Source organism: Bordetella sp. FB-8, from assembly GCF_000382185.1.
GTDB lineage: Bacteria > Pseudomonadota > Gammaproteobacteria > Burkholderiales > Burkholderiaceae_B > Bordetella.
Map to the genome: position 1 here is coordinate 4,006,377 of NZ_KB907784.1, position 26,309 is coordinate 4,032,685.

Annotated in this window: 26 protein-coding genes; 1 reads left to right on the forward strand and 25 read right to left on the reverse strand. The window is 62.0% G+C overall.

What is annotated here, in order from left to right; genetic code table 11:
- Positions 1–151 precede the first annotated feature (151 nt).
- The 6 genes from H143_RS0119215 to H143_RS21255 form a co-directional block, all read right to left on the reverse strand.
- Entirely contained in the window at positions 152–616 is a 465-nt protein-coding gene (locus H143_RS0119215) for a hypothetical protein (RefSeq protein ID WP_019939896.1), read from the reverse strand.
- Between the two features lie 797 nt (positions 617–1,413).
- Positions 1,414–3,363, reverse strand: a complete 1,950-nt coding sequence (locus H143_RS0119225) for a ParB/RepB/Spo0J family partition protein (RefSeq protein ID WP_019939898.1) — start codon at positions 3,361–3,363, stop codon at positions 1,414–1,416.
- A 48-nt stretch (positions 3,364–3,411) separates the two neighbouring features.
- Positions 3,412–3,657, reverse strand: coding sequence for a hypothetical protein (locus H143_RS0119230; RefSeq protein ID WP_019939899.1), 246 nt, complete (start codon positions 3,655–3,657; stop codon positions 3,412–3,414).
- A gap of 14 nt (positions 3,658–3,671) precedes the next feature.
- On the reverse strand, positions 3,672–4,133 hold the full coding sequence (locus H143_RS0119235; protein WP_019939900.1) for a hypothetical protein: 462 nt from the start codon (positions 4,131–4,133) through the stop codon (positions 3,672–3,674).
- An 82-nt stretch (positions 4,134–4,215) separates the two neighbouring features.
- Positions 4,216–4,641, reverse strand: a complete 426-nt coding sequence (locus H143_RS0119240; protein ID WP_019939901.1) for a single-stranded DNA-binding protein — start codon at positions 4,639–4,641, stop codon at positions 4,216–4,218.
- Positions 4,642–5,185: 544 nt separating this feature from the next.
- The gene (locus H143_RS21255) at positions 5,186–6,049 is read right to left on the reverse strand and encodes an N-6 DNA methylase (protein WP_019939902.1); all 864 of its coding nucleotides are present in this window, start codon (positions 6,047–6,049) and stop codon (positions 5,186–5,188) included.
- 137 nt (positions 6,050–6,186) lie between these two features.
- Here H143_RS21255 and H143_RS0119250 point away from each other — a divergent pair, with 137 nt between their 5' ends.
- Positions 6,187–7,356, forward strand: coding sequence for an FRG domain-containing protein (locus H143_RS0119250; RefSeq protein ID WP_019939903.1), 1,170 nt, complete (start codon positions 6,187–6,189; stop codon positions 7,354–7,356).
- A gap of 197 nt (positions 7,357–7,553) precedes the next feature.
- Here H143_RS0119250 and H143_RS0119255 read toward each other — a convergent pair whose 3' ends face one another.
- The 19 genes from H143_RS0119255 to H143_RS21275 all read right to left on the reverse strand — a co-directional run bounded on the left by H143_RS0119255 (position 7,554) and on the right by H143_RS21275 (position 26,275).
- Entirely contained in the window at positions 7,554–7,817 is a 264-nt protein-coding gene (locus H143_RS0119255; RefSeq protein ID WP_019939904.1) for a hypothetical protein, read from the reverse strand.
- Positions 7,814–8,461: a DNA methyltransferase gene (locus H143_RS0119260; RefSeq protein WP_019939905.1), complete on the reverse strand. Its 648-nt coding sequence runs from the start codon at positions 8,459–8,461 to the stop codon at positions 7,814–7,816. The genes H143_RS0119255 and H143_RS0119260 overlap by 4 nt, the downstream gene beginning before the upstream one ends.
- 317 nt (positions 8,462–8,778) lie before the next feature.
- The gene (locus H143_RS0119265) at positions 8,779–9,336 is read right to left on the reverse strand and encodes a RadC family protein (protein ID WP_019939906.1); all 558 of its coding nucleotides are present in this window, start codon (positions 9,334–9,336) and stop codon (positions 8,779–8,781) included.
- Positions 9,337–9,728: 392 nt separating this feature from the next.
- Positions 9,729–10,523, reverse strand: a complete 795-nt coding sequence (locus H143_RS0119270; RefSeq protein ID WP_026350253.1) for a hypothetical protein — start codon at positions 10,521–10,523, stop codon at positions 9,729–9,731.
- Positions 10,524–10,792: 269 nt separating this feature from the next.
- Positions 10,793–13,903, reverse strand: a complete 3,111-nt coding sequence (locus H143_RS0119275) for an efflux RND transporter permease subunit (RefSeq protein WP_231378528.1) — start codon at positions 13,901–13,903, stop codon at positions 10,793–10,795.
- A 12-nt stretch (positions 13,904–13,915) separates the two neighbouring features.
- Positions 13,916–14,923, reverse strand: a complete 1,008-nt coding sequence (locus tag H143_RS0119280; protein WP_019939909.1) for a hypothetical protein — start codon at positions 14,921–14,923, stop codon at positions 13,916–13,918.
- Positions 14,923–16,275, reverse strand: a complete 1,353-nt coding sequence (locus H143_RS0119285) for a TolC family protein (RefSeq protein ID WP_019939910.1) — start codon at positions 16,273–16,275, stop codon at positions 14,923–14,925. The genes H143_RS0119280 and H143_RS0119285 overlap by 1 nt, the downstream gene beginning before the upstream one ends.
- A gap of 50 nt (positions 16,276–16,325) precedes the next feature.
- Positions 16,326–17,630, reverse strand: a complete 1,305-nt coding sequence (locus H143_RS0119290; RefSeq protein ID WP_019939911.1) for a HAMP domain-containing sensor histidine kinase — start codon at positions 17,628–17,630, stop codon at positions 16,326–16,328.
- On the reverse strand, positions 17,617–18,318 hold the full coding sequence (locus H143_RS0119295; RefSeq protein WP_019939912.1) for a response regulator transcription factor: 702 nt from the start codon (positions 18,316–18,318) through the stop codon (positions 17,617–17,619). Before H143_RS0119295 ends, H143_RS0119290 begins: the two co-directional genes overlap by 14 nt.
- A 346-nt stretch (positions 18,319–18,664) precedes the next feature.
- A complete protein-coding gene (locus tag H143_RS0119300) occupies positions 18,665–19,498 on the reverse strand; it encodes a DUF932 domain-containing protein (RefSeq protein ID WP_019939913.1) in 834 nt (277 codons plus the stop codon).
- Between the two features lie 899 nt (positions 19,499–20,397).
- A complete protein-coding gene (locus H143_RS22275) occupies positions 20,398–21,315 on the reverse strand; it encodes a Fic family protein (RefSeq protein ID WP_019939915.1) in 918 nt (305 codons plus the stop codon).
- 9 nt (positions 21,316–21,324) lie between these two features.
- A complete protein-coding gene (locus H143_RS0119315) occupies positions 21,325–21,525 on the reverse strand; it encodes an antitoxin VbhA family protein (RefSeq protein WP_019939916.1) in 201 nt (66 codons plus the stop codon).
- Positions 21,526–21,641: 116 nt separating this feature from the next.
- Positions 21,642–22,625 carry a Fic family protein gene (locus H143_RS21265; protein ID WP_019939917.1) on the reverse strand — a complete coding sequence of 328 codons (984 nt, stop codon included), beginning with the start codon at positions 22,623–22,625 and terminating at the stop codon, positions 21,642–21,644.
- Positions 22,625–22,867 carry an antitoxin VbhA family protein gene (locus H143_RS0119325; RefSeq protein ID WP_019939918.1) on the reverse strand — a complete coding sequence of 81 codons (243 nt, stop codon included), beginning with the start codon at positions 22,865–22,867 and terminating at the stop codon, positions 22,625–22,627. Before H143_RS0119325 ends, H143_RS21265 begins: the two co-directional genes overlap by 1 nt.
- Before the next feature lie 18 nt (positions 22,868–22,885).
- A complete protein-coding gene (locus H143_RS0119330; protein WP_019939919.1) occupies positions 22,886–23,257 on the reverse strand; it encodes an H-NS family nucleoid-associated regulatory protein in 372 nt (123 codons plus the stop codon).
- A gap of 38 nt (positions 23,258–23,295) precedes the next feature.
- On the reverse strand, positions 23,296–23,703 hold the full coding sequence (locus H143_RS0119335) for a hypothetical protein (protein WP_019939920.1): 408 nt from the start codon (positions 23,701–23,703) through the stop codon (positions 23,296–23,298).
- 41 nt (positions 23,704–23,744) lie between these two features.
- A complete protein-coding gene (locus tag H143_RS0119340; protein WP_081627105.1) occupies positions 23,745–24,560 on the reverse strand; it encodes a hypothetical protein in 816 nt (271 codons plus the stop codon).
- An 8-nt stretch (positions 24,561–24,568) separates the two neighbouring features.
- Positions 24,569–25,240 carry an A24 family peptidase gene (locus H143_RS21270; RefSeq protein ID WP_196801336.1) on the reverse strand — a complete coding sequence of 224 codons (672 nt, stop codon included), beginning with the start codon at positions 25,238–25,240 and terminating at the stop codon, positions 24,569–24,571.
- 63 nt (positions 25,241–25,303) lie between these two features.
- The gene (locus tag H143_RS21275) at positions 25,304–26,275 is read right to left on the reverse strand and encodes a ParB/RepB/Spo0J family partition protein (RefSeq protein ID WP_231378529.1); all 972 of its coding nucleotides are present in this window, start codon (positions 26,273–26,275) and stop codon (positions 25,304–25,306) included.
- Between the last annotated feature and the right edge of the window lie 34 nt (positions 26,276–26,309).

Sequence of the window (26,309 nt, forward strand, 5' to 3'; positions counted from 1 at the left end):
TGAACGGGATGCTAGTCTCGCGCCTTTACGTAATGAGAGTCTATGAGCAATAGAGAACGCTACCGGCAACTGCTAACCGATTGCGGCATCACCCGCAGGGCTTGCGATGCAAGGTGAAGATCAAGGGGCGCTCAGGCGCCCTTTTTTTGGCCTATTTCTCGCCGTTATTGCGGACGGTTTGGGCCTTGCGCCATTCTCGGTCACGCCGAGCCTCTTCGTCAGGATCGACGGGCGTGTTCCGAAGCTGGCGCAGATACTCCCTTACCGGCACGCCGGGGGGGATGCCTACGGCGGTAGGACGAGAGCCCCCTGAGGTGAGCGCTCCAACGGCCGCGGCCTGCTGTTGCCCTTGTAGCGGCCGGGGTATGGCCGGAGTGTGGTCCGCGGCCTCGGCAGCGTTTGTGCGATTGAGCTTACGCCAGCGATAGAGCGCCATCCTCAGCGATTCCACGCGTACAGGCATGGCCAGCTTGCTCAATTCCGACACTAAGATTTCGTACGTAGTGCCTCTTTTGACCAGATCATCGAGGTAGGGCAATGCTGCGCGCATTTGGGCCCGACGTCCCATTTCGGACGCGTCTTGGACGGCATGGCGAAGCGATTTGAGCGCGGTCATGTCTATTCAGTCTGTTTTGTCTATGGTGCGTAGAAAGATTATTAGAGCGTGTAGATCATCTGTCTACAGCATGTTGATAGAAAATTATTCTCTGAAATTCCTTGTAGATGAATCGTAGATGGATGCCATGCCGCGCATCATCGCGCCGTTGAATTGCCTTCTTGTAAAACACGCAAACCCAGCATTCATGCGGGTTGCAAGGCACCTTGTTAAACAGGCCAAAATTTCCCGCTCTGAGAAAGCGTTTGTAAAACAATAGGTTGTCGCACCCGCAGGGTGCGTCCTGTGTGGTGCTCTTAAGGGGCCCGAAGGGCATACTTAAGGGCACCTGTGGCCAAGGCCACGGCGTCACGCCAAGGGACCCATGAGCGTAGCGAATGGGCAACGCCCAGGCACCAGACCAGCCCAGGCGGCACACGGCTAGCCCGAGCGAAGCAGGCGGAAGGCAGCTTCACCAGACAAGCCAACAGGACCAGGACAGCCAGGGCAAGAGCAGCGCAACCAGAAGCAGGAAAAGCCCGACGAATGCGGGCACGTTGAGCAAGCAGGCATCAAGAATAGACCACCCAGCGGGTGGTCAGAGGGAAGGCCCGGAACGGGCGGACCTGGGCGGTTTGGCGGGCTTAACGCTGAACGAGAAAATGGGTTGGCGGCTTTGATGCTGGCGATCAGTCCGGCGAATTTCTATCAGCGGCGGCCTTCGCGCAGCGCGACGCTATACCGATGGGGCGATCTGGCACCTGCCATGAAAAAGACCGCCATCGGGCGGTCTTCGTGTAATCCCCTCCCCTGGCCTGCTACGCCTGGGCGGGCTTGCGCATGAGTTCGGGCAACCAGCCGCGTCCGGCCAGCAGCTGCTCGGCGGTGGTAGCGGCTTCACCCTTCTTCATATTGGTCAGCGGTGCCGCCGTGTCCGAGCCGACCGCCTCGGTGACAACTTTGGCGATCTGATCCTTGCTGACAGAGCCCAGGTAGCTCACCACGGTCGGCGACCACCAGCGGGTCATGTCGGTGTCAGTGAGCGAATGCACGGTGCGAACATGGTTGATCTGGCCACCTTCTCCGGTGCTGGCGGGCATGGTCAAGGCAAGAAGCAGCCCCATGAGTGCCATGATCTGGTCATCGTTATAGGCCAGTAGGTGATCCAGCAGCGCCTGGGGTTCTTCAGGCAGACCCGCCAGCAGCTCGGCCAGACGGGCGTCCAGGTGCCGCGCTGCCGGTGATTCGGCGATCAGATCGTCAACGGCTTGAAAGCCATGCCGAGCGCTGTGGGCATGCATCGGGAAGATGTTCCAGGCCGGCGAGAGGTACGAAATGTGATCCGTGACCTGTTCCACCAGTTGGATTAGGTGCAGGCAGACAGCCAAGCGCGGGCGCTGCGCCAGTTCGGCCTGAACGCCCAGGGCGTGCTGCGCTTGCAGGCGGGCGGTCAAGGCCTGCGAATGCACGGGGCGCGTCAGCGGGGCTGGAAGCTCACCAGCGCTGGTGCTGCTCTCCTTGTCGCCCGAGCCGCAGATGAGGGCCTGAGCGGCATCGCGGTCTTCGCGCCGGATCAGGCCGCGCTTGGCGATGAGGTTGCCCGAATCGTCAAGCGTCAGGATCGTGCCCGCGACCTGCTTGTGCTTCGGGTTGAACTCTTGCAGTTCGTTCTCGATGACTTCGATCTGGTTCTCCAGGTCTTCAAGTTTGGCCAGAATGGCATCCTCGTCGCCCTCGTCCGCATCGTTCTCTTCCAATGCATTGAGTTTTTCCTGTTCGGCCCGGTGGGCATCGTTCAGTTTCTTTAGCTGCGCGGCCTCGCTCTTGGTGGGTTCGCGGGCGGTTTCTTTCAGTTGCCCATACTGGCGCGAGTCATCCCAGGTGAAGCGGGTCAGAAATTCGACCCACGCCCAGCCTTCGCCGCTGACGGCAGCGGCCAGCTTGCTGCGCTTCATTTTCTCGATCGCCAGGGTTTCCGCCTGGATGGGGTCGGCCAGGAACACGCCTTGATTGCCCTCGGTGAACAGGTCGCGGCGCACGATGCCGCCCGCCTTCTCATAACCGGCGATGGTCAGATAGCGGGCAATCGGAGCAGAGGCCGACATTTCGCTTTCGGCCAGCATCTCGCGAATGGAACGGGGGATGGAGCTGGGGTGATTATTGCGGCAGGCCTTCCAGGCCGAGCGCTGGCGTTCGTGGTCCCCTACTCCAGCCAATGCCTGAAGCGCCTCAAAGGACATTTTCTTGTCATCGTGGCGGTACAGGTCGAGCAAGTCGGGCGCGACATTGGCCAGAGCCAACAGTTTCTTTACCGAAAGGACACTTGCGCCATGCGCGGCGGCGATGGCCTCGGCGCTCATGTTCTGGTCTTGATGCAGGCGGTCGTAGGCGACGATGAGGTCAACCGTATGCATGTCCTCGCGGGCGACGTTCTCGATCAGGCTGGCATGGTGCGCGTGTTCCTTGGCGATGATCCGCACACTCACGAGGAAGTCATTGCCAATCTTGCCTTGCTCAAGCAGAAATTGCAGGGCGGCAAGGCGGCGGCCACCGGCGCAGACGCCAAAGGTGCCGTCCGCTTCCGCGACCACGATCAGATTGTTCAGCAGGCCTACAGCCAGAATGGTAGCGGCCAGCTGCTCGACGGTCATGGCCGCTTTTCGGCTCCGCGCCTGGTAGTCCGTGGCCAGGTGCAGCGTGGAGAGCGGAACATCCTGGCGCAGGGCGGCGTCGGCGATGGCGGCGATTTCAGCGGTGGTAGTTTTCATGGCGGTAGCTCCTAGGGGATTGAGAGGGCAGGAATGCCCAGGGAGGGGTTAGAAACCTTGCTTGGACAGCTCATCGGTCATCGTGCGCGAGACGATGGTCTGCTGTTCGTCGGTGAGGGTGTGCAGGATGCTTTGCAGGGCCTGGGTACTGGCCATGGCGCGGGCGAAGTCCTCACGCAATGCGACGATGGCCTTGCGTTCGCCGGACTCGGCGAATCGGCGGTAGACATTGCCCCACTCGCCCCAGGTGGGGGTGAGGTTGATGGTGCGGGCTTTGGTCTTGGCGGTGGTCATGGTGTGCGTCCTATTCAGAAGCGGTCGAATGCCGCGATGGTGTCCTGGATGCCCAGGGCTTCGGTGGCGACGATCTTCCAGTGCTTGGCGCCGATACCGCGCAGACTGTGTTCGATCTGGCGCAGGGGAATGCGGCTGATGTGGGTGGCGTAGCTGCGCACGGCGCGGTGCATGAAACGGCGCATCGTGTCGCGGTCCTGGCCGAGGTCGACCAGTTCGCGGAAGAACTCATCATCGATCCGGTGGCCGCGCACTTCTGCCGCTTCCAGGCGGCTGGCCAGAAGGCGGGCAGCGCGCACCCAACGGCCCGCATCTTCGTCGGGGATGGCCTGGACCAGGACATCGAGCTTGGATTGCTTGATCTGGCGGCTGTAGGCTTTGAGGGCGCGCAGGATGAAGCAGGTCGTGGTGCCGAACGGCACTTCGCGCATGGGTTTACGGCGGATCGCGTTGATGATGTCTTCGGCGTGGCTCATGGCGGGATGTCCTGGTCTATGTCGTGATGGGGTCGGTATCGGCTGGCTTGGGCCGATCCGCTGGACCGGCCCGGGGTGACTGTCAGAAAGGCAGGTCGTCATCCATGTTCTGCGAATCGGCTGGCGTGGACGGCTCGTTACCCGGGCGGCTGGTGGCGCCGGTGGGATTCATCTTGTCGAGGAACTGGACGACGTCGGCGACGATCTCGGTGCTGTAGCGGTCGGCACCGGTGTCCTTGTCCTGCCACTTGCGCGTTTTCAGGCGACCTTCGATGTAGACCGAGCGGCCTTTCTTGCCGTATTCGCCGACGATTTCGGCGAGGCGGTTGTAGATCACGACGCGATGCCATTCCGTCTCTTCGCGCTTTTCGCCGGTGTTCTTGTCCTTCCACTTGCTGGTGGTAGCCACAGACAGTGTGGTGATGGCTGCGCCGTTGGCGTTGTAGGTCGTCTCGGGATCACGGCCGACGTTGGCGATCAGTTGGACTTTGTTCAGGGATGCGCTCATGTTCAATCTCCTAGTCAGATGCCCGGATGGGCGAGTGGTGCTGCGGTTAAAACTTCAAAAGGATTCAAGCTTTGAAGGGTTCGCCACTTCGTCCTTGAAGATCACGTAGACCCTGTTCGTAGGTTTTGGATTTGGTCTTCAAAGCTTTCCTGCGGTGAATCGCCTTCATCCTCGTTAGTCAGTGAGCCCTTGCCGTCCGTGACCACGGAGCGAGGACCGGAAAGGGAACGTGGAATAAATGGGGGGACCCGCTTGCGGGGGGAAACCGTTTATGCCGCGAAAGTCCCTTGCAGGCCGCAGCGCAGTGGTACGGTCGGCGCTTTAGGGCTTACTGGCTAACGACGGTGAAGGCCTGCGAGACAGTGTGTGAAGAGACAAATCCGGCGCGCGCCGAGCGCCCCATGCCCCGCAGGGGCTCAAATGGCATCCGGAACGGATGCACAGCCGAAGGCTCCAGCAAGCGAAGCGCGCAGCAGACTTGTGGGCATCGAGCAGGGTCTACCGACAGAAATGAAAATGGCCCCACGTGGGGCCGAGCTGCTGGCTAGAACAATGTCATCTGGCCTGCGGCCGCCGCTGCTCTGGCAGCATGGGGCACGAAACTATGCGCTTGGGGCTGGATGGTTGGCTGTTGTACGTCGGCTGCATCAGAATTCACCGTCTTCGCGGCATCGGTATCTTCTTCGTCGCGCTGGCGAAGCCGAGCGCCCCAGCCGCCCATGATGTGCGCAGGCGTGTACCAATGCTCCCAGGCCTGGCCAGACAGCGCATTGCCGTGGATTACCTGCGCAGGGATATGCAGCAGCGCCAGTTGCAAGAACGTCATGTGCGCGCAGCGCCGGTCGATGTCGATCGCTACCGCATGCATCGATTGCTGATATGGCACGCCGGCCTGATGCAGGGACTGAGCTGCCGCGATGACCATGCCGCCGGCGCCGCAGGCCGGCTCCAGTAGGCGGACGAATCCACGTTCGCCGACTTTCTGCACAAGTTCTTGGCCCTCGCCCATGAGCATCATGCCCATCATCATGGATACTTCGTAGGGGGTGAAAAACTGTCCGTTGTGAGAACTGCCCATGTCCAGCATCATGAAGGTGCTGCCCAATAGGTCGCCAAATTCGCCCACGGCCTGGCTCTTCTCGAAGGCCATGACCAGGTGCGCGAAGGCCTCGGCCAGCTGCTGCGCCTCATCCTTTTCGTACTGGCCCATGATCTGGCGGTACCGGTCCTCGCGCGCATCAGCCTGGCGCAAATCCAGCTTGGCCAATGCAATAGCCGAAACCTCAATCCAGTCGGACCACACGCGGTCCAGACCGCGGCTACGGCCGATGGCCTGCAATATGCCCAGGATGGCCTTTTGATGTTCGCCAGCCGAATTGAAGTAGCGGCGCTGCTGCGCTTTGCTCATGGTGTGCTCCGTGATCTGGGCGGTATTGCCCGGACCCGCAGGGCCACGCCGCAGCGCAGCGCTCAAGGGGCGCAGCCGGCAAAGCCGCCAGCGCACGACGTGCGCGCAGCCCTTGAACGCGAGAACGGTGTGTCACCATGACCGGGAGCAAGACTGCCCTCCCCGTCTGGCTTGCGACGATCGTGTTTGAAATGAAGGCTGGGGGTTGGCAAGCGCAGCGCGCAGCGCCGGCTATGCAGGCGCGCAGGCGTCAGCCGAGGAACGAGGGAACGATGGAAGCCCGACAGGGGCGAGACACACGGATGTGGGGTTCATCCGTGGGGCTTGATGCGCAGCACGACAGCGCGGCCCGGCTCTGCCGGGAGACGCTAAGATTGATTCACTTGCTTTTGAAATTCCGGATCATCCGCTTGGGAGAAATCATGGCAGAGATAAAAATAATCGACTGCGCTACTGTCGATGAAATCTGGGATGCGATTTCACCCATTGGCCATGAACTTGGCGGTGCGCGGTATCGCTATATTTTCCGAGGTCAAAAGGACAGCACCTGGAAGCTTACACCCCAAGTCTATCGAAAAGAAGTTGTAGAAAAATACAAGACCGGCATTTTGAGTTTGGCGAAAGATCGCTCAAATCAGACTTTTTTTGAATGGGCGTTGCTATCGGATTTTGTCCAATTTTGCGATATGAGAGGCTTGGCGATTCCTTGCGACTCAATGGCGTTTCGCGAATATTTTCAGAGTGAAAATATTATGCGGATACACGCCGCGGATACCAGCGCATGGCCGCAAGAACAGGTCATTCCCTTGATGGCGCAGGCTCAGCATCACGGCATCCCGACGCGCCTACTGGACTGGACCAGCAACTCATACGTAGCTGCCTACTTTGCAGCGCTGGGCGTCGTCAAAGATGGCCAGATATCTGACGATGGGAAGCTTGCGATATATGGCTTTACATTCAATGAACGCAGGCAGGATGTCGGATATCGATACGCTAGGGTGCCGGGCAGTACCTCGGTCAATCTGGCAGCACAGTCGGGTTCATTCGTTCTTGTGAACAATAGTGGACATCCAATTCAGGACTTCACCTATGGAGTATGTCTTGAAGACAAACTGCATGAAAACCCAAATGCGGGTGAGAGATTGATTAAGTTGACGCTTCCTCATCGATTCGCGGCAAAGCTGCTGATGCGATGCAGAAAATTCGGATTTTCCGCGGCATCAATGTTCCCCGGATATGATGGTGCAGCGAATGCGGTCTTGGAACTCGCCTTGGCAAAAGGCTTCGAGTCTCAATTCGAGCAGTAGCATTCACGGCCATAGGAACACAGGCGAAATGTCGATGCTGCCTCTGCATTGACCAACCCAGGTTCATGTCGCGCCGTAAGGCGCGACACTAGAGCGTGCTTACCCCTCTGGCGCAGCCACAAACCACCCCGAATTTCCGCGTAGCAGCTCTCATGCAGGCTGAGCAAAGCGGGCCGAACTCGGCCCGCCCAGGCATATCAGGTAGAACCCAGCCCGAACCACACCCGCCGAGCCAGGCTGGCCAGGTCGATATCCCCGAGCGCGACGGCCGCCAGTTCGGTATCTGTCAGGCTTTGAATAAACTGCACGCGCACCAGTACGCGGCGCCGGGCAAGCTCCGTTTCGGCCATAGCACCAAAGTCTTCGCCGGCGGCGATTAATCGGACGCGGCTGATATCGGTTCTGGCCATGCCGCACAACCGTGCGCAGATATTTTCTTGCATCTCGGTGGCGGCGCTCATGCAGCAATCCTCAAATCCTGGGGCTGGGCGAGCCTGGCCACGGCCACGGCGTGGTATTTCGGATCCAGCTCGATACCGAGATATCGGCGGCCGGCATCGCGGGCCGCTACGCACGTCGAACCGGAACCGGCGAAGGGATCGAGGACGATCCCGCGCGCCGGCGAGAAGGATTCGACGAGCGGGCGCAGGCATTCGACGGGTTTTTGCGTGGGGTGATAGCGATTGCCGGTGTATTTCCAGGGCAGAACGTCGGCCAGCGGCGACGCCGGCATGGCCGGCCGGCCCTTGGTGAGCAGGTACGCCGATTCGTGCTGGTACTTCAGAAAGCGCGAGGACGAGCTGTAGGACTTGGCAAAGACCAGGTGCCCGACAATCCGAAAGCCGGCCGCGCGCCAAGCGGCCATGAATTGATCAACAGCCTGCCAGCCGTAGAAAGAGACACAAAACGCATCCTCGCGCAGGACGCGGTGCATTTGCGCGAAGGCCGGGCCCAGCCAGTCGCCGGCGACGTCGCCCGCGATGCTGCGGCCGGTGCGGTCCTTGTAATTGACCAGGTATGGAGGATCGGTGAGGATGAAATCAACGCTGTCAGTGGGAAAGGTCGGCATGACTTCCAAGCAGTTGCCCTGGACAATGCGGCTCATGTGCGGCTCCTTGTCGTGCAGCCGCGGCAGGGAGTCTGCTTTGCGCTGCACGGGGCATGCGGGCGCTGGGCACGCAAAGCGCGGTCAAGGGAGCGTGGAATACCGCAGTAAGCGCAGCGCGCGAGGATATGCCGCGAAAGCCCTTGAAAGGGGCGCGGCGGCGACAATCACTTGCGCCGCCGGCGCCGCTGTCCGAGCTGGCGGGAACAGCGACGGTAGGCTCCGTGCAGTACTTGGAATGGATTGCCGTCGACCAGGCCTCGGCGCAGCCGCCAACTTCAAGAGCAAAAAAAGAGCGCGCAGCGCGCGCCCGAAGCCTACATATGCCCTTGCTGAGCCAGCGACACGACCTGGTTGCCCGCCACGATCACGTGATCGAGCAGGCGCACGTCGACCAGCTGCAGGGCTTTCTGGATCTGCCGGGTGAATTCGATGTCGGCCGAGCTGGGGCTGGCCAGGCCGCTCGGATGCGGATGCCCGATGAGAATGGCGGCCGCATTCAGCTGCAGGGCGCGTTTGACGACTTCTCGGGGATAGGCTGCGCACTGAGAAAGCGTCCCGCCGAATGGCTCTTCGTAGGCGATCAGCTGCAGCTGGTTGGTCAGGTAGGCGATGCCCATTACCTCGCGCTGCATCCCGCCCAGCTTGGCCAGGAAATAATCCTTGACCTGATCGGGATGATTCAGTTGTGCGCCCCTCGGGATCGAGGCATCGATAGCACGCCGACCGGCATCCATGATCTCGATCGGCGTGGCAGGCCGAAGGCCCGCGGCATCCCGGACGCAGAGCGCAGCATGCTCGAGCTCGCCGGCGCCAGCTGGCAGAGCAGGAACGGCAGGGGCGATCGGAAGTGCGAAAAGGGAAAGCTGCAGCATGTTGAATTCTCCAAGTAGCCTCGGCGGGTTTGCCGAATGGCCACCAGGCCCTGCCCGCAGCGCAAGCAGTCAGGGGGCCGAGCATTCGGCCGGTGCAGCCGCAAGCCGCCAGGCGCAGCCCTTGACGGCGAGAACGGGCAGGTACGATTGGAGAAAGACGGCAAACCCAACCCCCTCCCCTGGCGTTGGGTTCTCATACGGCAAAGCTGCCAACATAGGTTGTAAACAGGCACGTAGAGCGCGCCTGTAGGCACCAATTCGTGGAAAAATAAATTCCGAATCGAGTGTGCTACTCAAAACATGGGTGGCAGAAACCGACCCACAAGGGACAGTCGAGTCACCAGAAAGCGGACGTTCAACGCACTCGACCGGGAGATATACCGTTAAAAGAGTCAATCCGTAGCAACGACGCTCGGCTCCGCAATCTTCGTGCGCCGCTTTGTTGCTAGTCGCTTAGTGCTCCATTGCACAAGCATCGCTAAGACAGCCGCCTCCGCGAACGCCACGAGTGGCCGCTGGTAAAGCAGTGAGAACGAAAGCAGCAAACAAAATGCGGCAAACGAGAACCTTCCAAGCACCATGCCTCGAAGCAGCGAGATTACAAAGGCTGGCCCATGTGCGCGGTGAGACGACACCGATAAAACGATTCCGAGAAGTGGAAATACCGCCAGCAGACCGCTCCAGGCGGGGCCTGCCCATCCAGATAACGAGGTGACTAGTACCGTCAGCACAGCGCCGGCAACCATCCTGCCTATCAGGTCGGACTGTGTAAGCGGTGCGCCAGCTGCGACCGCCGAGCTGCGTGGCAAGAACGACTGGCCGAAGCACACAGCAGCGAGGGCGGCGGTTGCGGCCCACACCGGCGAAGTTGGCATCATTGATAGGCCATACGCGGATATAAACCATGCGATAAGCCCGACTGCTAGCGCAACCGGCCATGTACGCGAGCGGCAGGTCCATGCATATGCAAAATTGAATGCTTCTGACGCGAGGATCGCGGAGAGGGAAAGTGTGGCAGCACGCGCGCCGAAGACCGGGCCATGCGCAAGAACAAGAATGAACAGAATCGGACCTGCTACCACCGGCAGTCCAGCCAACCAGCCCGCAATCGATGGCCCCCACCATTTACCCGACATTGAAACGACAAGCAAGAACAGCGGGACAAGCGTTAGTTTGAGCGCGAGCATGCCGAAATCGAGCGGATTTAAAGTGGGATCATACCCTCGTCCCCCCATATCACGGCTCCTGATTCTGTCTGGGTCACTGCATCGCCGAACTGCTGTTATTCGCACACCACGACGAAGGACGGTTTGTGGCCGCACTCCGACCGATGAGGCCGGCTCGAAGCGCTTCGCCGCGGAAAGGTCGCTGTCCGGCAGTTTCCTGCCAATGACTCGTTTACACAAAATTCTGCGCACTCCCGCAGCCGGCGCTCCAGCTCAACCGCGGGATGAAATCACGACGCAGTAGCTTGTGTCGCCGCACCCTCACATTGCTCTGCCGCCTCGAACCGCACGAAGCGCAGCGCCAACGTCGGCAGCACCAGCAGAGTCAGCGAGGTCGAGCTGAACAGGCCGCCAAGGATTACGATGGCCATCGGCCCTTCGATCTCCTGCCCCGGAAGATGTGCGCCGATTGCCAGAGGGAGCAAGCCCAGCGCCGTGACCGAGGCAGTCATCAGGATCGGTGTCAGTCGGTTCATCGCTCCAAGCTGCGCCGTCTCCCAGGACCAGGGCAGACCATCCTCGGCTACCAGCGACCGATAGTGCGACAACAGCATGATGGCGTTGCGCAGGGTGATGCCGAAGACCGTCACGAAGCCGACCGCCGCGCCCAACGAGACCGGCAGCCGCGCGAGCCAGATCGCGGCGACCCCGCCCACCAGTGCGAAGGGAAGGTTGACCGCCAGAAGCGCCACCGTCCGCCCGTCGCGCAGCGCGATAAACAGCAGGCCCAGAATTGCTGCCAGCGCCAAGGCAAAGTCCAGTGCCAGTTGCAGCCTAGCCTGCCCCGATGCCGCCGCCGTTCCGCCGATGCGCAGGTATTCGCCAGACGCTAAGGGCAGGCCAGCGAGCCTACGGCGAGCTCGCGTCACGAACTGCCCGGCGCTGCCGCTGACGTTGGCGGTAACGAGCTGCACGCGTTGGGCACCGCGGTGCAGGATAAGCGACTGGCCGGAGCGCTCACGGATCCGCGCCAGCGCGCCCAGCAATACCACCGTGCCGTCGCGGTTGACCAGCGGCACCTTGGCGATCGCTGTCGGATCCGAGCGCAGGGCGGGCGGAAGCACCACCACGATGGGCAGCGATGCCCCCGCCGTGTAGACTCGGCCAACCGTGCGGCCGCTATAGCACGTCTGGATGGCATTCAGGACCTCCGCCGGAGTGAATCCGTATCGCGTCAGCTCCTCGCGATCAAGGACGATCGAGAGTTCCGGGGTGCCCGGCGGTGCCTGGATACGCACCCCAGCTGCCCCGGGAACCTGACTCAGGGCGTCGGCGACGTTCCGGGCATCGTCGTTCAACGCGGAGAGACTGCGGCCGTAGATCGTCACCACCACGGGGGCGGTTACACCGGAAAGCGTCTCATGGATTCGTTCAGTCAGGAAGGTGTTCGCCCACCAGCGCACCCCCGGCGCGCCTCGGACAGCCTCCAGAATACGGCGCTCGGCGACTGCGCTATTGGCGTTGCCCTTGCCCGACAGGCTGACATCGATTTCCGCCTTATTGGTCAGGGCGTTGCCGTTGGAGAGGTGGGCGCGGCCGGCGTGCATCACCGCATCGCCCACCTCGGGCATGCGCTGCATGATTGCGACTGCCCGCTCGCCTATGCGCATGGTTGTAGCCAGCGACGTGCCCGGCGCCGTCTGAAAATGCACGATCAGGTCGTTCTCGTTGAAGCGCGGCAGGAAGCTGGTGCGCAGCAGCGGCACACTGGCCAAGCCGCCGACCACCAGGATGCCCACCAGTGCCCAGACCGGACGGGGGCGCCGGTGCACGGCGGCCAGCAGATGGCCGTAGGTACGCTTGGCGGCGGCGACCACCGGCGGATCGGCCGGGTCCAGTCGGCTGTGGCCGAGCAGGAGCATAGCCAATGCCGGGGTGACTGTGAGCGCGACCGCAAGCGACGACAGGATGGCGAAGATGTAGGCCAGTGCCAGTGGACCGAACAGACGCCCGGCCACGCCCGTCAGGCGCAGGATAGGCAGGAACACGATGACCACCGAGAAAGTCGCGAAGATCACCGCCTTGCGCACTTCCATGGTCGCGCGCAGCATGACCTCGGCAATCGGTCGCGGCTGCGCCAGGGCGCGATTCTCGCGCAGGCGACGATGGATGTTCTCCACCCCCACCACCGCGTCGTCCACCACTTCGCCCAGGGCGATCGCGAGCCCCCCGAGCGATAGCGTGTTCAGGCTGAAACCGAAGTGGTCCAGGATCAGCGCTGCGGCGAGAAGCGACAAGGGAATCGCGGCGAACGAGACAATCGCCGTGCGCCAGTTGCGCAGTGAGAGGTACAGCACCAGGACGATCAGCACTGCGCCGATGGAAAGCGAGTTGCGCACATCGCGCAGAGCGGTGTCGATGAACGAGGCCGGACGTAGCCCGTTGGGCTGGACCTTGATGCCGTCGCGCTTGAGCGCGGGTGCCAGGGTCGCGAGCGCTCGGTCGAGCCCTCGCGTGACGGCTAGGGTATTGGCGCCGTACTGGGAGCCCACGACCAGAACCAGGCCGGGCCTGGTGCCCACCAACGCCCCGCCGATGGCCGGCGGCGGCGCCGCAACGATGTGCGCGACCGCGCCCAGGGTCAGGCTCTGGTGAGCACGACGCAGCAGCAGGCTGTTGGCCAATGCTGCAGGACTCGTCGCCTGGCCATCGCTCATCAGGAAGAGCTGCTGGTTGGGCGTATTGACAACGCCGGCGCCGCGCACCCCGCTCGACTCGGCGGCCGCCGTAGTCAGTTGGTTGAGACCGATGTGCAGCGCAACAAGCTTGTCCGGATCGAACTGAGCCTGGAACTGTTCGGGCCGCGCGCCGAAGATCACCACCTTGGACACGCCCGGCACGGCGAGCAGGGCCGGGCGGACGGTCCAGCGCGCGATCTGGGTCAATTGCATCAGCGACAGCTTGGTTGAGGACAGCCCGATGGCCTGCGCCACGCCGGTGGACGACTGCAGCGGTGCGACCACCGGCGTCGCCCCGGGAGGCAGCGTAGGCGTGAGCGGCGCCATGCGCTGCGCCACGAGCTGCTGGTCGCGGTACACATCGGTGCGACCGCCGAACACCGCTGTCACCACCGACAGTCCCTCCATGGACTGCGAACGCAGGTGCGCCAGCCCTGGAATGCCGTTGACGGCGTCCTCGACCGGCGTGCTGACCAACGCCTCGATCTGTCGGGGCGCCAGCCCGGCGGCGTTGGTCACGACGGTGACCGTGGGCTGGCCGAACTCCGGAAAGACGTCATAAGGCGCATGGATCACCGCGACGACGCCCAGTAGCGATAGCCCGAGTGCCGCGAACAGGACCAGCCAGCGAAGGCGCAGGCAAAACTCGACGATTGCACGCATCATCATTCCCCTTCAATCGTCGTCATCATCTTCAGGCTTGGCCGCCTTGGCCTTCGCCACTGGTGGCGATTGCGACGCCGAGAACACCAGCGCCGTGCCGACGACCACGATGCGCTGTCCGGGCCGCAGCGCTTCATCTTCACCTCCCGCCACGAAATACCCCTGCCGTGTGCGCGCCGAGCTAGGCACCGCGACTGGAATGAACGTGCCGGCGCCGCTCTGGCGGTACACCAGTGCCTGCCCGTCATGCCAGACCACGGAAGCCGCGGGAACCAGCACCCCGGCAATTGTCCCCGGCCCGCTCAGAGCGACTGTGAGCGGCGTACCGATCGGCGCGGAATCCTGGGCCGCCATTAGGTAGTACAGACTGGGGCCTGCCACCCCCCCGGCGGCGCGCGGAGCGCGGCCGATCAGGCGCAGGGTCACGCGCTTGCCGTCAGGCGTCGATGCCGGGGGGGAAGTCGATACGGACGGCAGCGACTGCCCGAGCGGTAGACTCACCTCAACGAGCTGCTGGGTGCCGCTCCCCAGTTGCGGCAGCGGCTCCGCTGCGGAGGCTGCGGCCGCCCCGAGCGTGGCGCCCCAGTCGGTGCGGCCGCGCGCCAAAAGTGCGCCCAGTTGCGCTTGCGCGCTGACTTGAGTAGCCTGGGCGACCTGCAGTCGCGATTGCGCAGTCTGGAAGGCAGCCTGCGAGATGTTGTGCTGGGTGCCGTACAGATCGGCGGCGCGCGCCGCTTCGCTGCGCGCCAGCGCTGTCGCCGCCTGTGCCGCCATGAGCTTACCGCGCGCAGCGGCGATCTGCGCCGACAGGGTGATCAGCGAACTGGGGTCGAGGACGATGCCAAAGGCTGTTGTCCGCGGTGCGCGTTCGACCTGCCGCAGCGCGACGGTGCGAATCCCACCTGCCGAGAGCGCCTTGGCGTCGAGGGTGACGGTGGCGAGTTGCCCCGCGCCAGCAGTGCTCGCGGCGGCGATGGCGGCGACCGCAATTGCGGCACACTTAAGAAATGTCCTATGCATCATTGGCTCCGGTTAGCAACCAGGAAGGGGTGATAGAGCGCCGCTTCGAGCTGACCGAGTGCCTGGCGCTCGTGCACCGCCGCTGACAGCGCGCCTTGCTGCGCCTGCACGTCGTCCAGTTCGGCGCCGAGCAGCCGCAGGCGGCCTATCTGGCCTGCGGCGAAGGCGCTGCGCTGCCGGTTGAGCGCATCTGCGGCCGCGGTGCTCAGTCGTCGCGCGCTGATCCGCTCGGATTCGCTGGCATGCCAATCCGTGCGGGCCTGATCGATCTGCGCCAGCACCTTGGTTTGAGTCGCGAGAAACTCCTCCTCGGCAACGCGCCGGGCTGCACGGGCCTGAGCAATCGGGCCCTGGTTCTGGTTGAAGACGGGCAGTGGCAGGGAAAACGACACAATGAACTTGTTGTCGCCCTGGTCGTAGTGGTAGCCGGGACCGATGTCGATCGCGGGGTACTGCTGCGCGACAGCCAGGCGCAACGCTGCCTCCGCTGCAGCGTAATGCGCAAGGGCGGCGAGTACGTCGGGACGTGAAGTGAGCGCGGAGTGAACCAAAGACTCGAGGCGGCCCGGCTGCCGTGGATGGATAATCCCCCGCATGTCGAGGTCAACGCCGTCAAGCGCCGCTATCGGCAGGCCCAGCGCCGCGGCCAGGGCGGAGCGCGCTAGCCGACTGGCGCGCCGATCCGAGGCGAGTTGCAGTTCGGCCTGATTGAACGCGAGTGTCGCGGTCGTCAACGTCGCCGCCGAGACCATCCCCGCCTGGTAGCGTTGCGTGACCGCGTCGCGATAACGGTCCGCGAGGGAGACCCGCTGGGCGGCGAGCGTCGCAGCTTGCTGCGCGGACCACAGGTCGAGCATCGCCGAGCGGACCTGATCGCGCAGTTGCCAGGCGGTGACATCTATGGCCTGTCGCGCTTGCTCGGTCCGGGCGCGCGCCTGGGCGATGCGCGCCGGACGAGCGCCGTAGGACTGGATCAGGAAGGTGACGACGGGACCGACCGTCCACGGTGGGGCAGTGGTCGTCGCATCATAGGTCGGTGCGAGCTGCAAGGTCGGGTTGGGCAGCGCCGCAGCCGTAGTTTCGCCACCCTGGGCCTCATGCAGCTTGGCCGCGGCCAAGGGCATGTCGGGCCGTTCGTAGACGGCCACCAGAGACAAGGTGCCGATATTCCAGCGCGGCGATCCGCCTTGGTGCAGTTGGGCCGCGAGAAAGCGCAGCAAACGGGGATCGAACAGGGTGCGCCGAGTCAACTCCCGCGCTGTCTGATCTGGATGGATGGGTTGCGGTGTATAGCTCGCACATCCGGCAAGCAGCGCGGAAACGAGCAAAGCGGCCGGCAGACAGGTCTTCATCGCGTCGTGTCGCATGAGTAAAAGCTCTCATGCTAGGAACGCGCATGTCGTCAATTTGTCGTTGGCCTGGCCTCGTTGCCGTTGCGCCTGTCGTTGCGAAGATGCAGATCCAGCCGCACCTGCAGTTCGCCTGCTTCGCTGTGCATATACTCAAGCGACCAGCCGAGTCGCTCGCACAGCTGCCGTACCAGATACAGCCCAAGCCCGGCACCGAGGACGCGACCGCCCTCGGCGAGGGCCAGCGAGCGGTACAAGCGGGCCACGGTAGCGGCGTCAAGTGCCTCGCCTCGACTATCGATGAAGAACACGCCGTCACGCAGCGCAATCTCCAGACGGCCAGCCGGGGTGTGCTCGATGGCGTTGCGCACCAGATTGCCGAAAATCATCGCGGCCACTGCGGGCGCAACCCGTACCGCAGCCGGCTCGATCGCGCCGACTAGAAGCGTCAGCGGCCGCCCCTCGAGCAGGGGCCGGTAATCGATGATCAAATCGGGCAACCATGCTTCAAGCGCCAAGGGCGCCACTGCGGCGGGGGGCGAAGGTTCTTTGGCAAGCTGCAGCAGGGCCGCTAGCGTTTCCTGCATCACCTGGGCCGTGAGGCAGATGCGATGCAGCGCTCGCCGGCCATCGCCGCCGAGCGGCTCGGACTCAAGCACCTGCGCGGCACCCGCGATCACCGAGATTGGGGTACGCAGTTCGTGGCTCGCAGTGTCGATGAATTCGCGCTCGCGCAACACGAAGCCGTCCAGGCGCTGCAGAAAGCCGTTGACGGCGGTCTCTAGTGCCTGGATCTCCTGCAGCCGGTACCCAGGCGCTAAACGCGCCTCGCGGTGGGACGGATCGAGCGCGTGCACGGAATCGACCAGGCGTGAGACCGGACGCAGCAACCGACCAGCGAACCACCATGTGGCAGCCATTAGCAGGCCCAGCCCGGCCGCGACGATCGCGTCGAGCAGGTAGGCTAGGCGGCGCTCCTGCGCCCGCTGCGCAGAAATATCGATCAGCGCGGCCATGCGATGGCCCTGCACGTCCCGCACCAGTACCGCGAAGGGCAGGTTCTCCGGGTCGATGTCGTCGTACAGGCCCGGACCAAGACGGCGCACCTCAGCCGGCAGGCTTCGTGCGGCCTGCGAGTCCAGGTCGATCAGGCGCACCTTCGGTGGCTTCAGGTCGCCGGCCGGGAGGTGGGCGGCTCTCAGGTCGCGCACCATCACATCGCCGAGCAGGCTCATCCACACCAAGCGCTCGTGGCGGTCGTTCAGGAACGTGCCGACGGCGATCAAAGCCGCGCTCAGGACCGCCGCATATAGCAGCAGTCCGACGGTAATGCGGGCGCGCAGGCTATTCGTCTTCACGATCGTCGGTGCCTGCCGTCGCGGTGAGCCGGTAGCCCACTCGGGGCACGGTGTGCAGCAGCTTGTGCGCAAAAGGCGCGTCGATCGCCCGGCGTAGCACGTGCATCTGCGAACGCAGCAGGTCGCGGTCGGGGGGATCATCGCCCCAGAGTACTTCCTCCAGTCGCTCCCTCGGCACGAGAGCCGGCGACGCACGCATCAGCACTTCCAGCAGGCGGCGGGTGGCTGGCTTTAGGGCAATTGGCCGCGCGTCGCGCGTGACCTCCGCCGTGCTCAGGTCCAGCACCAGATTGCAGACCTTCAGCCGGGTATCGGTCACCCGGCCGCTGGCACGGCGGATCTGCGCGAGCAGCCGCGCCTCCAGTTCAGCAAGGTCGAACGGCTTGACTATATAGTCATCGGCGCCGGTGCGCAGGGCCTCGACCTTATCGGCTGTTTCTCCCCTGGCAGTGAGCATCAGCACGGGAACATCCTTGCGCACGCTCTGGCGTAGCGCCTGCAGAACGCGCACGCCGTCCATGCGCGGCAGCGTCCAGTCGAGAACGATCGCGTCGTAGTGATTGTCCGCGACAAGGCGCAGGCCGGTGGCGCCGTCGGGCGCGGCGTCCAGTATATGGCCGCGCGCTTCGAAGTACGCGAACAGGTTGGCCACCAATGCGTGGTTGTCCTCGACGACGAGCAGTTTCATGGGAGGCGGGGCGAGTTTTTGGGTGTTGAGCCGCTTCACGAATGGGCGGATTTAAAGACGAATTTAACCCACCTATAACTTGCGGTCTCTACGTCGTGATGGCCTCACCGAGACATCGAACGGCTGCTTTGTGAGAATATGATGAAGAACTGTTCCTGGCCACGCACGGTAATTTGCGGATCAGCCTGATTGAAAGTCGGCTATGCAGTCTCTAGTCTTAACCTCCTCTGCAACCGCATTGTCGACGATCTGACGGCTTAGATTGAGCGTCCGTTCCTGGCCGGTATCAGACATACTAGCTATGACATGGCCGAGTAGCATCTAGCTTCCCGGCCAGGGTGCGTATTTAGGCTTTGAATTCTGCCATTTTCTCGGCCAAAGTCCAGAGCGCACGGTTGAGCGCTGTGTTTTGTCCGATGCCGGTAATGGCACGCGTGGATGTCGGCCGCTTCTTGGCATTACGGCCGGCGAGCCCTCCTCGGACGATGTTTTCCTGAGCAACGTTAAAGACAGTCCAGAGATCGCGGCCAATGTCGGCCTGCCGGCGCGGGCGGATCAGCTGTTCGGCAGCGATGGGCACGTGGTCGGCGTTGTCGTAGCGCAGCTGCAGAGCAGCGGCGGCGAAGGCATGGCGCTCGTCGGCCGACAGCGTGAGGCTTTCCATGCGCTCGCGCGATTCGGTGATCAGGTCGAAAGATTCGAGTATCACGTTTGCACCGTCCAGGACCTGGTCCTTGATGTTTCCCTTGTGGGGCACGCGGATATCGTGGAACGTGTCTCCACAGATCATGCCGTTGGCGCAGGCGAATCGAAAGACCCCTGCGAGCATCTGATAGCTGCTCGTGCCATTGTGCGAGTTCAACAGGATGATCTCGTTGGCCGCCTTATCATTGATGTGGTTGGCGTGGCGAAGGCGGATCATGTGCTTGGTGAAATCGCGGTGTGCGTCATCTCGAACGCGCGCCTGGGCCGCCATGAAGGGCTGAAACCCTTCTGCACGCAGACCGCTCAGAACATCGATGGTCGGGATATAGGCGTATTTGGCTGAACGGCTTTCGTGTGCGGCATCGGCGAAGATGGACGGAGCGACTTGGCGTAACTCGTCATCTGTCATCGGGCGGTCCTGGCGGTAAGAACGGAAACCGGCACCGAAACGAGAAGTAAGACGGGAGGGATACATATAAAGCTCCTTGAGGATGAGGGTTAGTGCTGCCCGGGCCTGAAGATCGTTAGCCCGATCGTGATCGGCGTTGGTCGCTGGACGTGGTCTTCGCGGTTGTTTGCCGCCGGTCCTGTGAGTCGCCGAGCCCGTGCCGTCCGTGACCATGGAGCGAAGGCCGGAAGGAGGACGTGGAATACCGCAGTAAGCGAAGCGCGCGAGGATATGCCGCGAAAGCCTATTGCAGGCGGGAGTGCAGTGGTACGGTCGGTGATTTAGGGCACGCCGACACGCAGGCCTGCCGGCATTGCGCCACCAGGCTCAGCTACCCATGTCGGCCCGCGCGGCGAGCGCCTATGGCCGCACAGGCCCTAACTTCTGTCCGCGGCAGCGGACAGGGCATTTCTCTTTGTTCAAACTCGGTTTGGAACGCCTCGAACCCTCAGAGGAATTGTCGTTATTTAGTGGGGATTAGCGTCTGTGAGCAAGGATGCTCTCCGGCAGAATGACAGCTGTCTAGATCAAACTCAACGGAGAGAAGATGGACATTTAGGTGATAGGCGCCCTTCCCGCCCTGGTTGGAATCGTCGCGCTCAGACGGAATTACCTGAAAAGCGAGCCTGGGCTCTATGACCGTCAGCGGCTGAGAAAGCTATTTCTCGAGTTTGCAGCCGTCAGGGCGTTGGTCCAGTCCCACGAGGACAAACATGGGGCGCACACAGTGGTCCTGGTGCGTCGAGCCGAGGCTATCGCCCAATCGGAGAGATCGAGGGCAAGAAAAAATCGGCTTGCACAGGAAGATGCCCATGATCGAGAGAAGAATCACAAGTTCTATGCCATGCATCGCTGCCATAAACAAAAGGACCCGCACGCCACATAGCGATTAATTGCCGGCCTCAGATCAACACCTGGTCAGGCGCCTACTTGCTGAACTGTGGGCCCTTAATCTGATATCTGGTAGCTGGGCCTTGCTGGGAAGCTGCGCCGACTTCCACCACGACGCCCACCTCGCCATGAGGGTAGCGGAACTGCAGGGTGGGGCCAGGCCGGATGGTGTCACTTGAGGTCACAGCTAGGGCACGACGGTTGTGCAGCACGACCGCGGCATCACCGTTGGCCTGGACCACATAGCGCTCGGTCATACCCAGCACGGGTCCGACATAGGTTCGACCTGACTCAGCCGATGCGATGTTGACCAGGCCTGGGAAAGACTCTCGGCCGATAGCCATGGCATGCTCGCGATCCAGATCGATGAGGTTCGCTTTGATAATGGCGCCCATGGGACGCGCATTGCCCTGGTACGCCTCAATTGAGGCGCGCAGCATTTCCACGCGATCGACGCCTCGCCAGGAGATGGCATAGCCGCACTGGTGAGCTACCTGGGTGATGAATTCGCGTTGCGTGCGGCCGTTGCCCTCGCGAAAGGGATGCAGCACATTGATTTCACCCAAGTACGTGCCGGCTCGGAGGCTGAACTCATCTGGATCTAGACCGCGAAGCAGGTTCTCTGCGGCCAAGCCACGAAAGATCGTGGGCGCATAGCCCTCGATCTGCTGGTAGTTGGCAAATCGAGTTTCGCCTTTCGAGATGTCGACCGTGCGCAGCTCGCCAGCCCAGGCATAGACATCAGAAAAAAGATGCCTGTGGATGGTCTGCAGATGCGCCAGGTCGAAGTTGCCTGCGATCGGATCGCGCCGCAGCTCCAGCATGCGAATCGCGGAGAACGTCGCCTCGAGGTGGTCCAGGTGTTCTTGGGTGCGTGCGCCAACCAGGTTGGTCAGAACGCCAGAGCTCGGATCGATGTAGGGATCGTTCGACTTGCTTGGATACTTGGCCATGCAGGCGAGCTAAGCGGCGACGCGATGCGCGTTAGTGATGTTGCGCGCCTTCGCCTTGGCCATGACGTCAACCAACTCCAGATGGCCCTGCACATACTCTTCCAGATCGGCCAGAGTAGCCGGATCTACTGCCAGGCCCTCAAGGCGTTGGCTGGCGATCACGTCGTCGACGTCGAAACGGCGCTGGGCGATTTCTTGCTGCGTCAACATGGTGAACTCCGTTGGAAAGTCAAAAATCAGACCTTTATTTTACCGCGCAAGCCCCTGAAAAACCAGGGATATCGGGCTCTTCTGAGGCATGCGAGCGCCGGCAGCGGGAGTCGGGGCTATTTGCCGAACTGCGGCCCTTTAACCTGGTGACCAACCGCAGGACCTTCGAACTGCTTTGCGCTGGTATCCGCGACCAGGCCGACTCCTCCATGGGGATAGCGAATCTCCAAGGACTTGCCGATGGCCAGCGCGCCGTGGTCGACCAGGCGGTGCCGTAGGTGCTCGACTGGGCCGTCAGGGGTTGCCTGCAGGACCGCTTTCTCGGTCATGGCCAGGACGATGCCGGCGTACGACCTGCCCGGTTCCGCCAGTCGTACCGGCCCCAGGGCAAAGGCCTCGCGCCGCGCGGCCTCGAGGCGGCGTTCCAGATCCAGCGGTTTGATCGCATCAGCCATGAGCGCCGGCAGCTGCCGGTTATCTTCGAATCGCGTCGACGAGAACAAGATCTTGCGCAGGGTCGCCTCACTTTGCACGTGAGGCAAAGCCAAGGCATTCACGCCCAGATCACGGGCGATGTAGAGCTGGTCCCGACCGTAAGGTGTCTTGGTGAAGTGCGTCCAGTCCAACGCGTAGCCCGCTTCCTCGGCCAGCTGGCCGGTGTAGACGCGCAAGGTGCGGCTATTGCCGTCCGGGAAGGGATGGATGTAGTCCAGCTGCGTGTAAAGCTCGGCCAAGGCCTTTGAGAAGGCCGGCGGATCCAGCTGGGACATGGCCTTGGGGTCGACCTGGTCCAGCAGCGCATCCAGTCTGGCCACCGCGCTTTCATCCATCCTGGAATAGGCAACAAAGGTCGAAGTCTTGACGTTCTCGAGCGCGCGCATCTTGAGCCAGTCTCGGCCTTCAGGGACCGGGGCTCGATACTGCCCGGATGTAACGTCGGTCAGCCCGTGGCCAGGCAGATCCTGGAAGATGCGGCGGTTGATTTCGCGAAGATGGGCGGCATCGAAATTGCCGCGGACGGGATCGAGTTGCAGCTCGACAATGCGACGCGCGGTGTACTTGGCCTCGAGGGCGCTGCGCTCAGCGTCGGTCAGGGCCATCAATCGCCCGTGACGAATTCCTGCAGCGTCATCTTGCCGTCGATAAAGGCCTGGCCGCGGCGCTGCTCTTGCTCGGTGACAACGAACCCTTCCAGCTGAACCGAGGCGAATGCCTGCTGCACCGCCACCTTGCGGCGCCGACGCTCTTCATCGCTGATAACTGGATGTGCCAAGGTGATCATGGGAAGGCTGCATTCAAGAACCTCCATAATTTTACCGTTGTTGCTACGCAAGGTCAGCATCAAAACTGCTCCGTGGTGTTACGCCGTAGTCTCGGCGATCGCGAAGCTTTCACGGGCTGCGCCGGCCGCCTCCGCTGCGGCCAGCCAGCGCGGCGCACGGCCTCGGCCGGACCAGGTCTCGCCGGTTTCCGGGTGCCGGTATTTCGGAGCGACGCCGCGGCCGCCGGTCGAATTGCGCGCCGCAGCTTTCGGCTTGCGAACAGCGGTACGTCGGGCGCCAAAGGCCCTCTCCACTTCTTCGATCGTGATGCCGTGGTCTCGCATGTCCTTGACGATGCGCGCCAGGACAGGTTTGCGCTGCTTGGACTTCAGCTGCTCGGACTGCTTCATCAGCTTGCCGATCTCCTTTTGAAGCTTGGTTTGCTGTGCGGCGAAAGATAAACGGGGCATAGAGAATCCGGGAACGGTGGAGGATTTAGAAAGTGAAATCAGCGCTGGTCGTTATGTGCCATCGGAAAGGCGAGTGCGACAGGATAAGAGCAGTGAGTAGGCCAAGCTTCCCCGTCTTCGCCAACCTTTTTCCCACGAATGTAAGACAACTCGCCGGGATCTTCGGGGTCGGCAATGGCGAGCCGCGGCTTTTCCCATGAAGCTTCCCACAGCCACACAACCTCGCCAGCCCACCACATTTCGCTATCGTCGAAAGGGTGCCAGACAGGGACCAGGGCAGGATTCACTACGCTCTCTGCGACAGCTTGGGATCCATCCCTTACGCTATCCCTGGCGTCGACATTATCTTCGGAACTGCGGCTGCAGCGAAGCACATCCAACACGCACCACAAACCCAGCATGCCTGCTAGGCCGGGCAGCAAGAACAAGAAGATAGAGGGATTCATGGATTATTTCCTCGGTTTGGCATCGACTGCCTGTCATATCTTTAGCCGCTAAACACCGGGCTATTGAGATCCTCTTCCGTAGCTACGCGCAGGTTCAACGCCTTCATCCGAGCCTGCCAGTTCGTGTCCGAAAGCTCGCCGTCCCCTGCCCGCCAGGCAATGATGCCGGGAGCCTGGAAACGACAGCGCTGCTCTCCAGGAACCGACTGCCAGCCATACTGAAAACGCGATGCCGCACTCAGTACGACGCCCAGATCTCTGACCACCCGCTCGAAGCGCCAGCCGGGCTGGCTGCAGACGGCATCGATGCGATCCTGCAGCCGCGTAGCGCTACGGTTGCGGCGATTCAATAGCGACGTGCTGATGATGAGAATGCCGGGCTTCGCGCGGTGCTCTTGAAGCATGGATTCGAAGGCATAGAGGGACATGCTATTTACGACCTGGCGATCCGCCTTGTGTTCCAGCACGCGAAGGAATTTGTCGTTCGTTTTCCAGAATAGGAAAAACCTCAACCGCCACCGGATCGACTTGAACATCGGCGAGCCCAGATGGGTGGACCAGGTCTGGTAAGCGTCGAAGGGGCGCTCGCGCTGGGCGAAGACGCGGACACCCTCGTACTTGTCGTAGCGGCGCACCAGATGCCGAAAGATCAGCCAGAACAAGCCGATAAAAACAGCCAGCAGCGGAAGGCCCAGGAATTGATGATCGAGGTCCCAGCCCCAAAGGCGCTTGGGCACAAGGGCAAGGGGCAACCCAATGAACACGATAATCAAGGTCGATGCCAGCGTAAGGAGGGTTACCAAGCAAAAGATCGCACGCGGCAATTCAAACCTGGGCCTGATCGTGAGGGTTGACATGGTCAGCCTTAAATCGAAGAGAGAAACATCACTGCGACGCCGGCGGCGGCGAGCCAGGGGCCGAATGGCGCCGGCCGCATCTCTGTGGAAATTCTCGCATGACGGTTTCGTACGAAATGGGAAAACGTCAGTACAAAGGGCCCTATCAGCGCCAAAGCCGAGACAAACACGACGGCGTTATATCCGACCCAGGCACCGATGGCCGCCAGCATCTTGGCATCCCCTCCTCCGAATACCGACTGGCGACGGAACCGCTGATGCAGAAAATTGGATGCGGCGATGACGAAATACCCCATTGCAGCGCCCAAGCAGGCATCGGTAAACGAGGCGAAGAAGTGAAAGTAGTTCACGACCAGGCCGGCGCCCATCAGCGGCATCGTCAGCACATCGGGCAAGTAGCCCGTCTTGGTGTCCACGGCCGCCAGCAGGACAAGCACGATCCCGAATAGCACGGCATACAGAAGGAGAGATTGCAGGCCCAGGGCAAGCGCTGCCAGCAGCAGCATGCCAGCCACGGCCGCAGTGATGGCAGCGAGCTGCTTCTTCGGATTCCGATGGGGATTCCGATAGGGCATAGGCTTCACCGCCAGGTTGGAGCGTGTGTCGAGCTGGACCATCTTCTGGGAGATCTCTTCTGCCGCAGCAGAAACGCCGCAGCCTATAAGCGGCGCACCCAGCAAGACGAGCGTCAGCGCGGAGGGAAGGCGTTGGGACATTAGATGAAGACTCAACATCTGCGTTCCTTATCCTTCCGACTCGATGGCCTTCGAAAGCGACATCTTGTCCATCAGGGAGTTGAAGTGATCCCAGGATGTCGCCTGCGTGACGAGTTCGATGCGGCCCTTGGCTCCTGACCGAATGGTGACCTTGGTCGCCAGGTGGTCGGACAGTGCACGCTCGACGCGCTTGACATCGCCTGATGCAAAAACCGGATCCTTTTTGACCGCCTTCTTGGCTTTCGTGCGCAGGGTTTTGACCGTATCGCGATTGACACGGGCCGTAGCTGGTTTAGCGGCTAAACCAGGCTCCTCACCCTGACCTGCGGGCGACTGTTTAGCCGCTAAACTGCCCTGCTCCAGTGCCGCTGTTACCGCCTTCGGGTTCTCCTTGTAGGCGCGCGCCATTTCATTGGCGACGGTGACGTCGGTGATGCGACCATCGGTAACCGCTTGCGCTACCGGCTCCGGGAGATTGAGCATTGCGGCATACTGCGAGACATAGGCCTTGCTCTTACCCAGCTTCGCAGCGATCTCGGCCTGAGTCAGGCCCTGCGAAAGCTTGCGGCCAACGTAGTCAGCCAGTTCCCGAGCGGTCAGGCCTTCACGCTGGATGTTCTCGACGATCTGGTCATCCTCATCGTGGTCGTTGTCGACAAATGCCGGGATCGTCACCTTCTCTGCCCACAGCGAGCCGCGATAGCGACGTTCGCCATGATTGAGGAAATACTCACCCGCATTGTCCGGGTCCTCGCAAACAGAAATGGGCGTCTTCACGCCACGAGCCTTGATCGAGGCGCCGATCTCGGCGATGCTTTCTGGCGACAGACCGGGGTTTTCAGCCGTTCGAACTTGAGGCTTCAGCTTGATCTTGTCGAGCCGCAACTCCATCGGCTGACCAGATTGCAAAGTAGGTTCGGGGGTGGCCAGCATCGAGGCCAGATTGCCCATGCGGCTCAGATCCAGCGGAGCAGGTGCTTTAGAGGTGGAGGCTTTCATCATCTATTCCTTCACCTTGAGACCTTGGATGGAG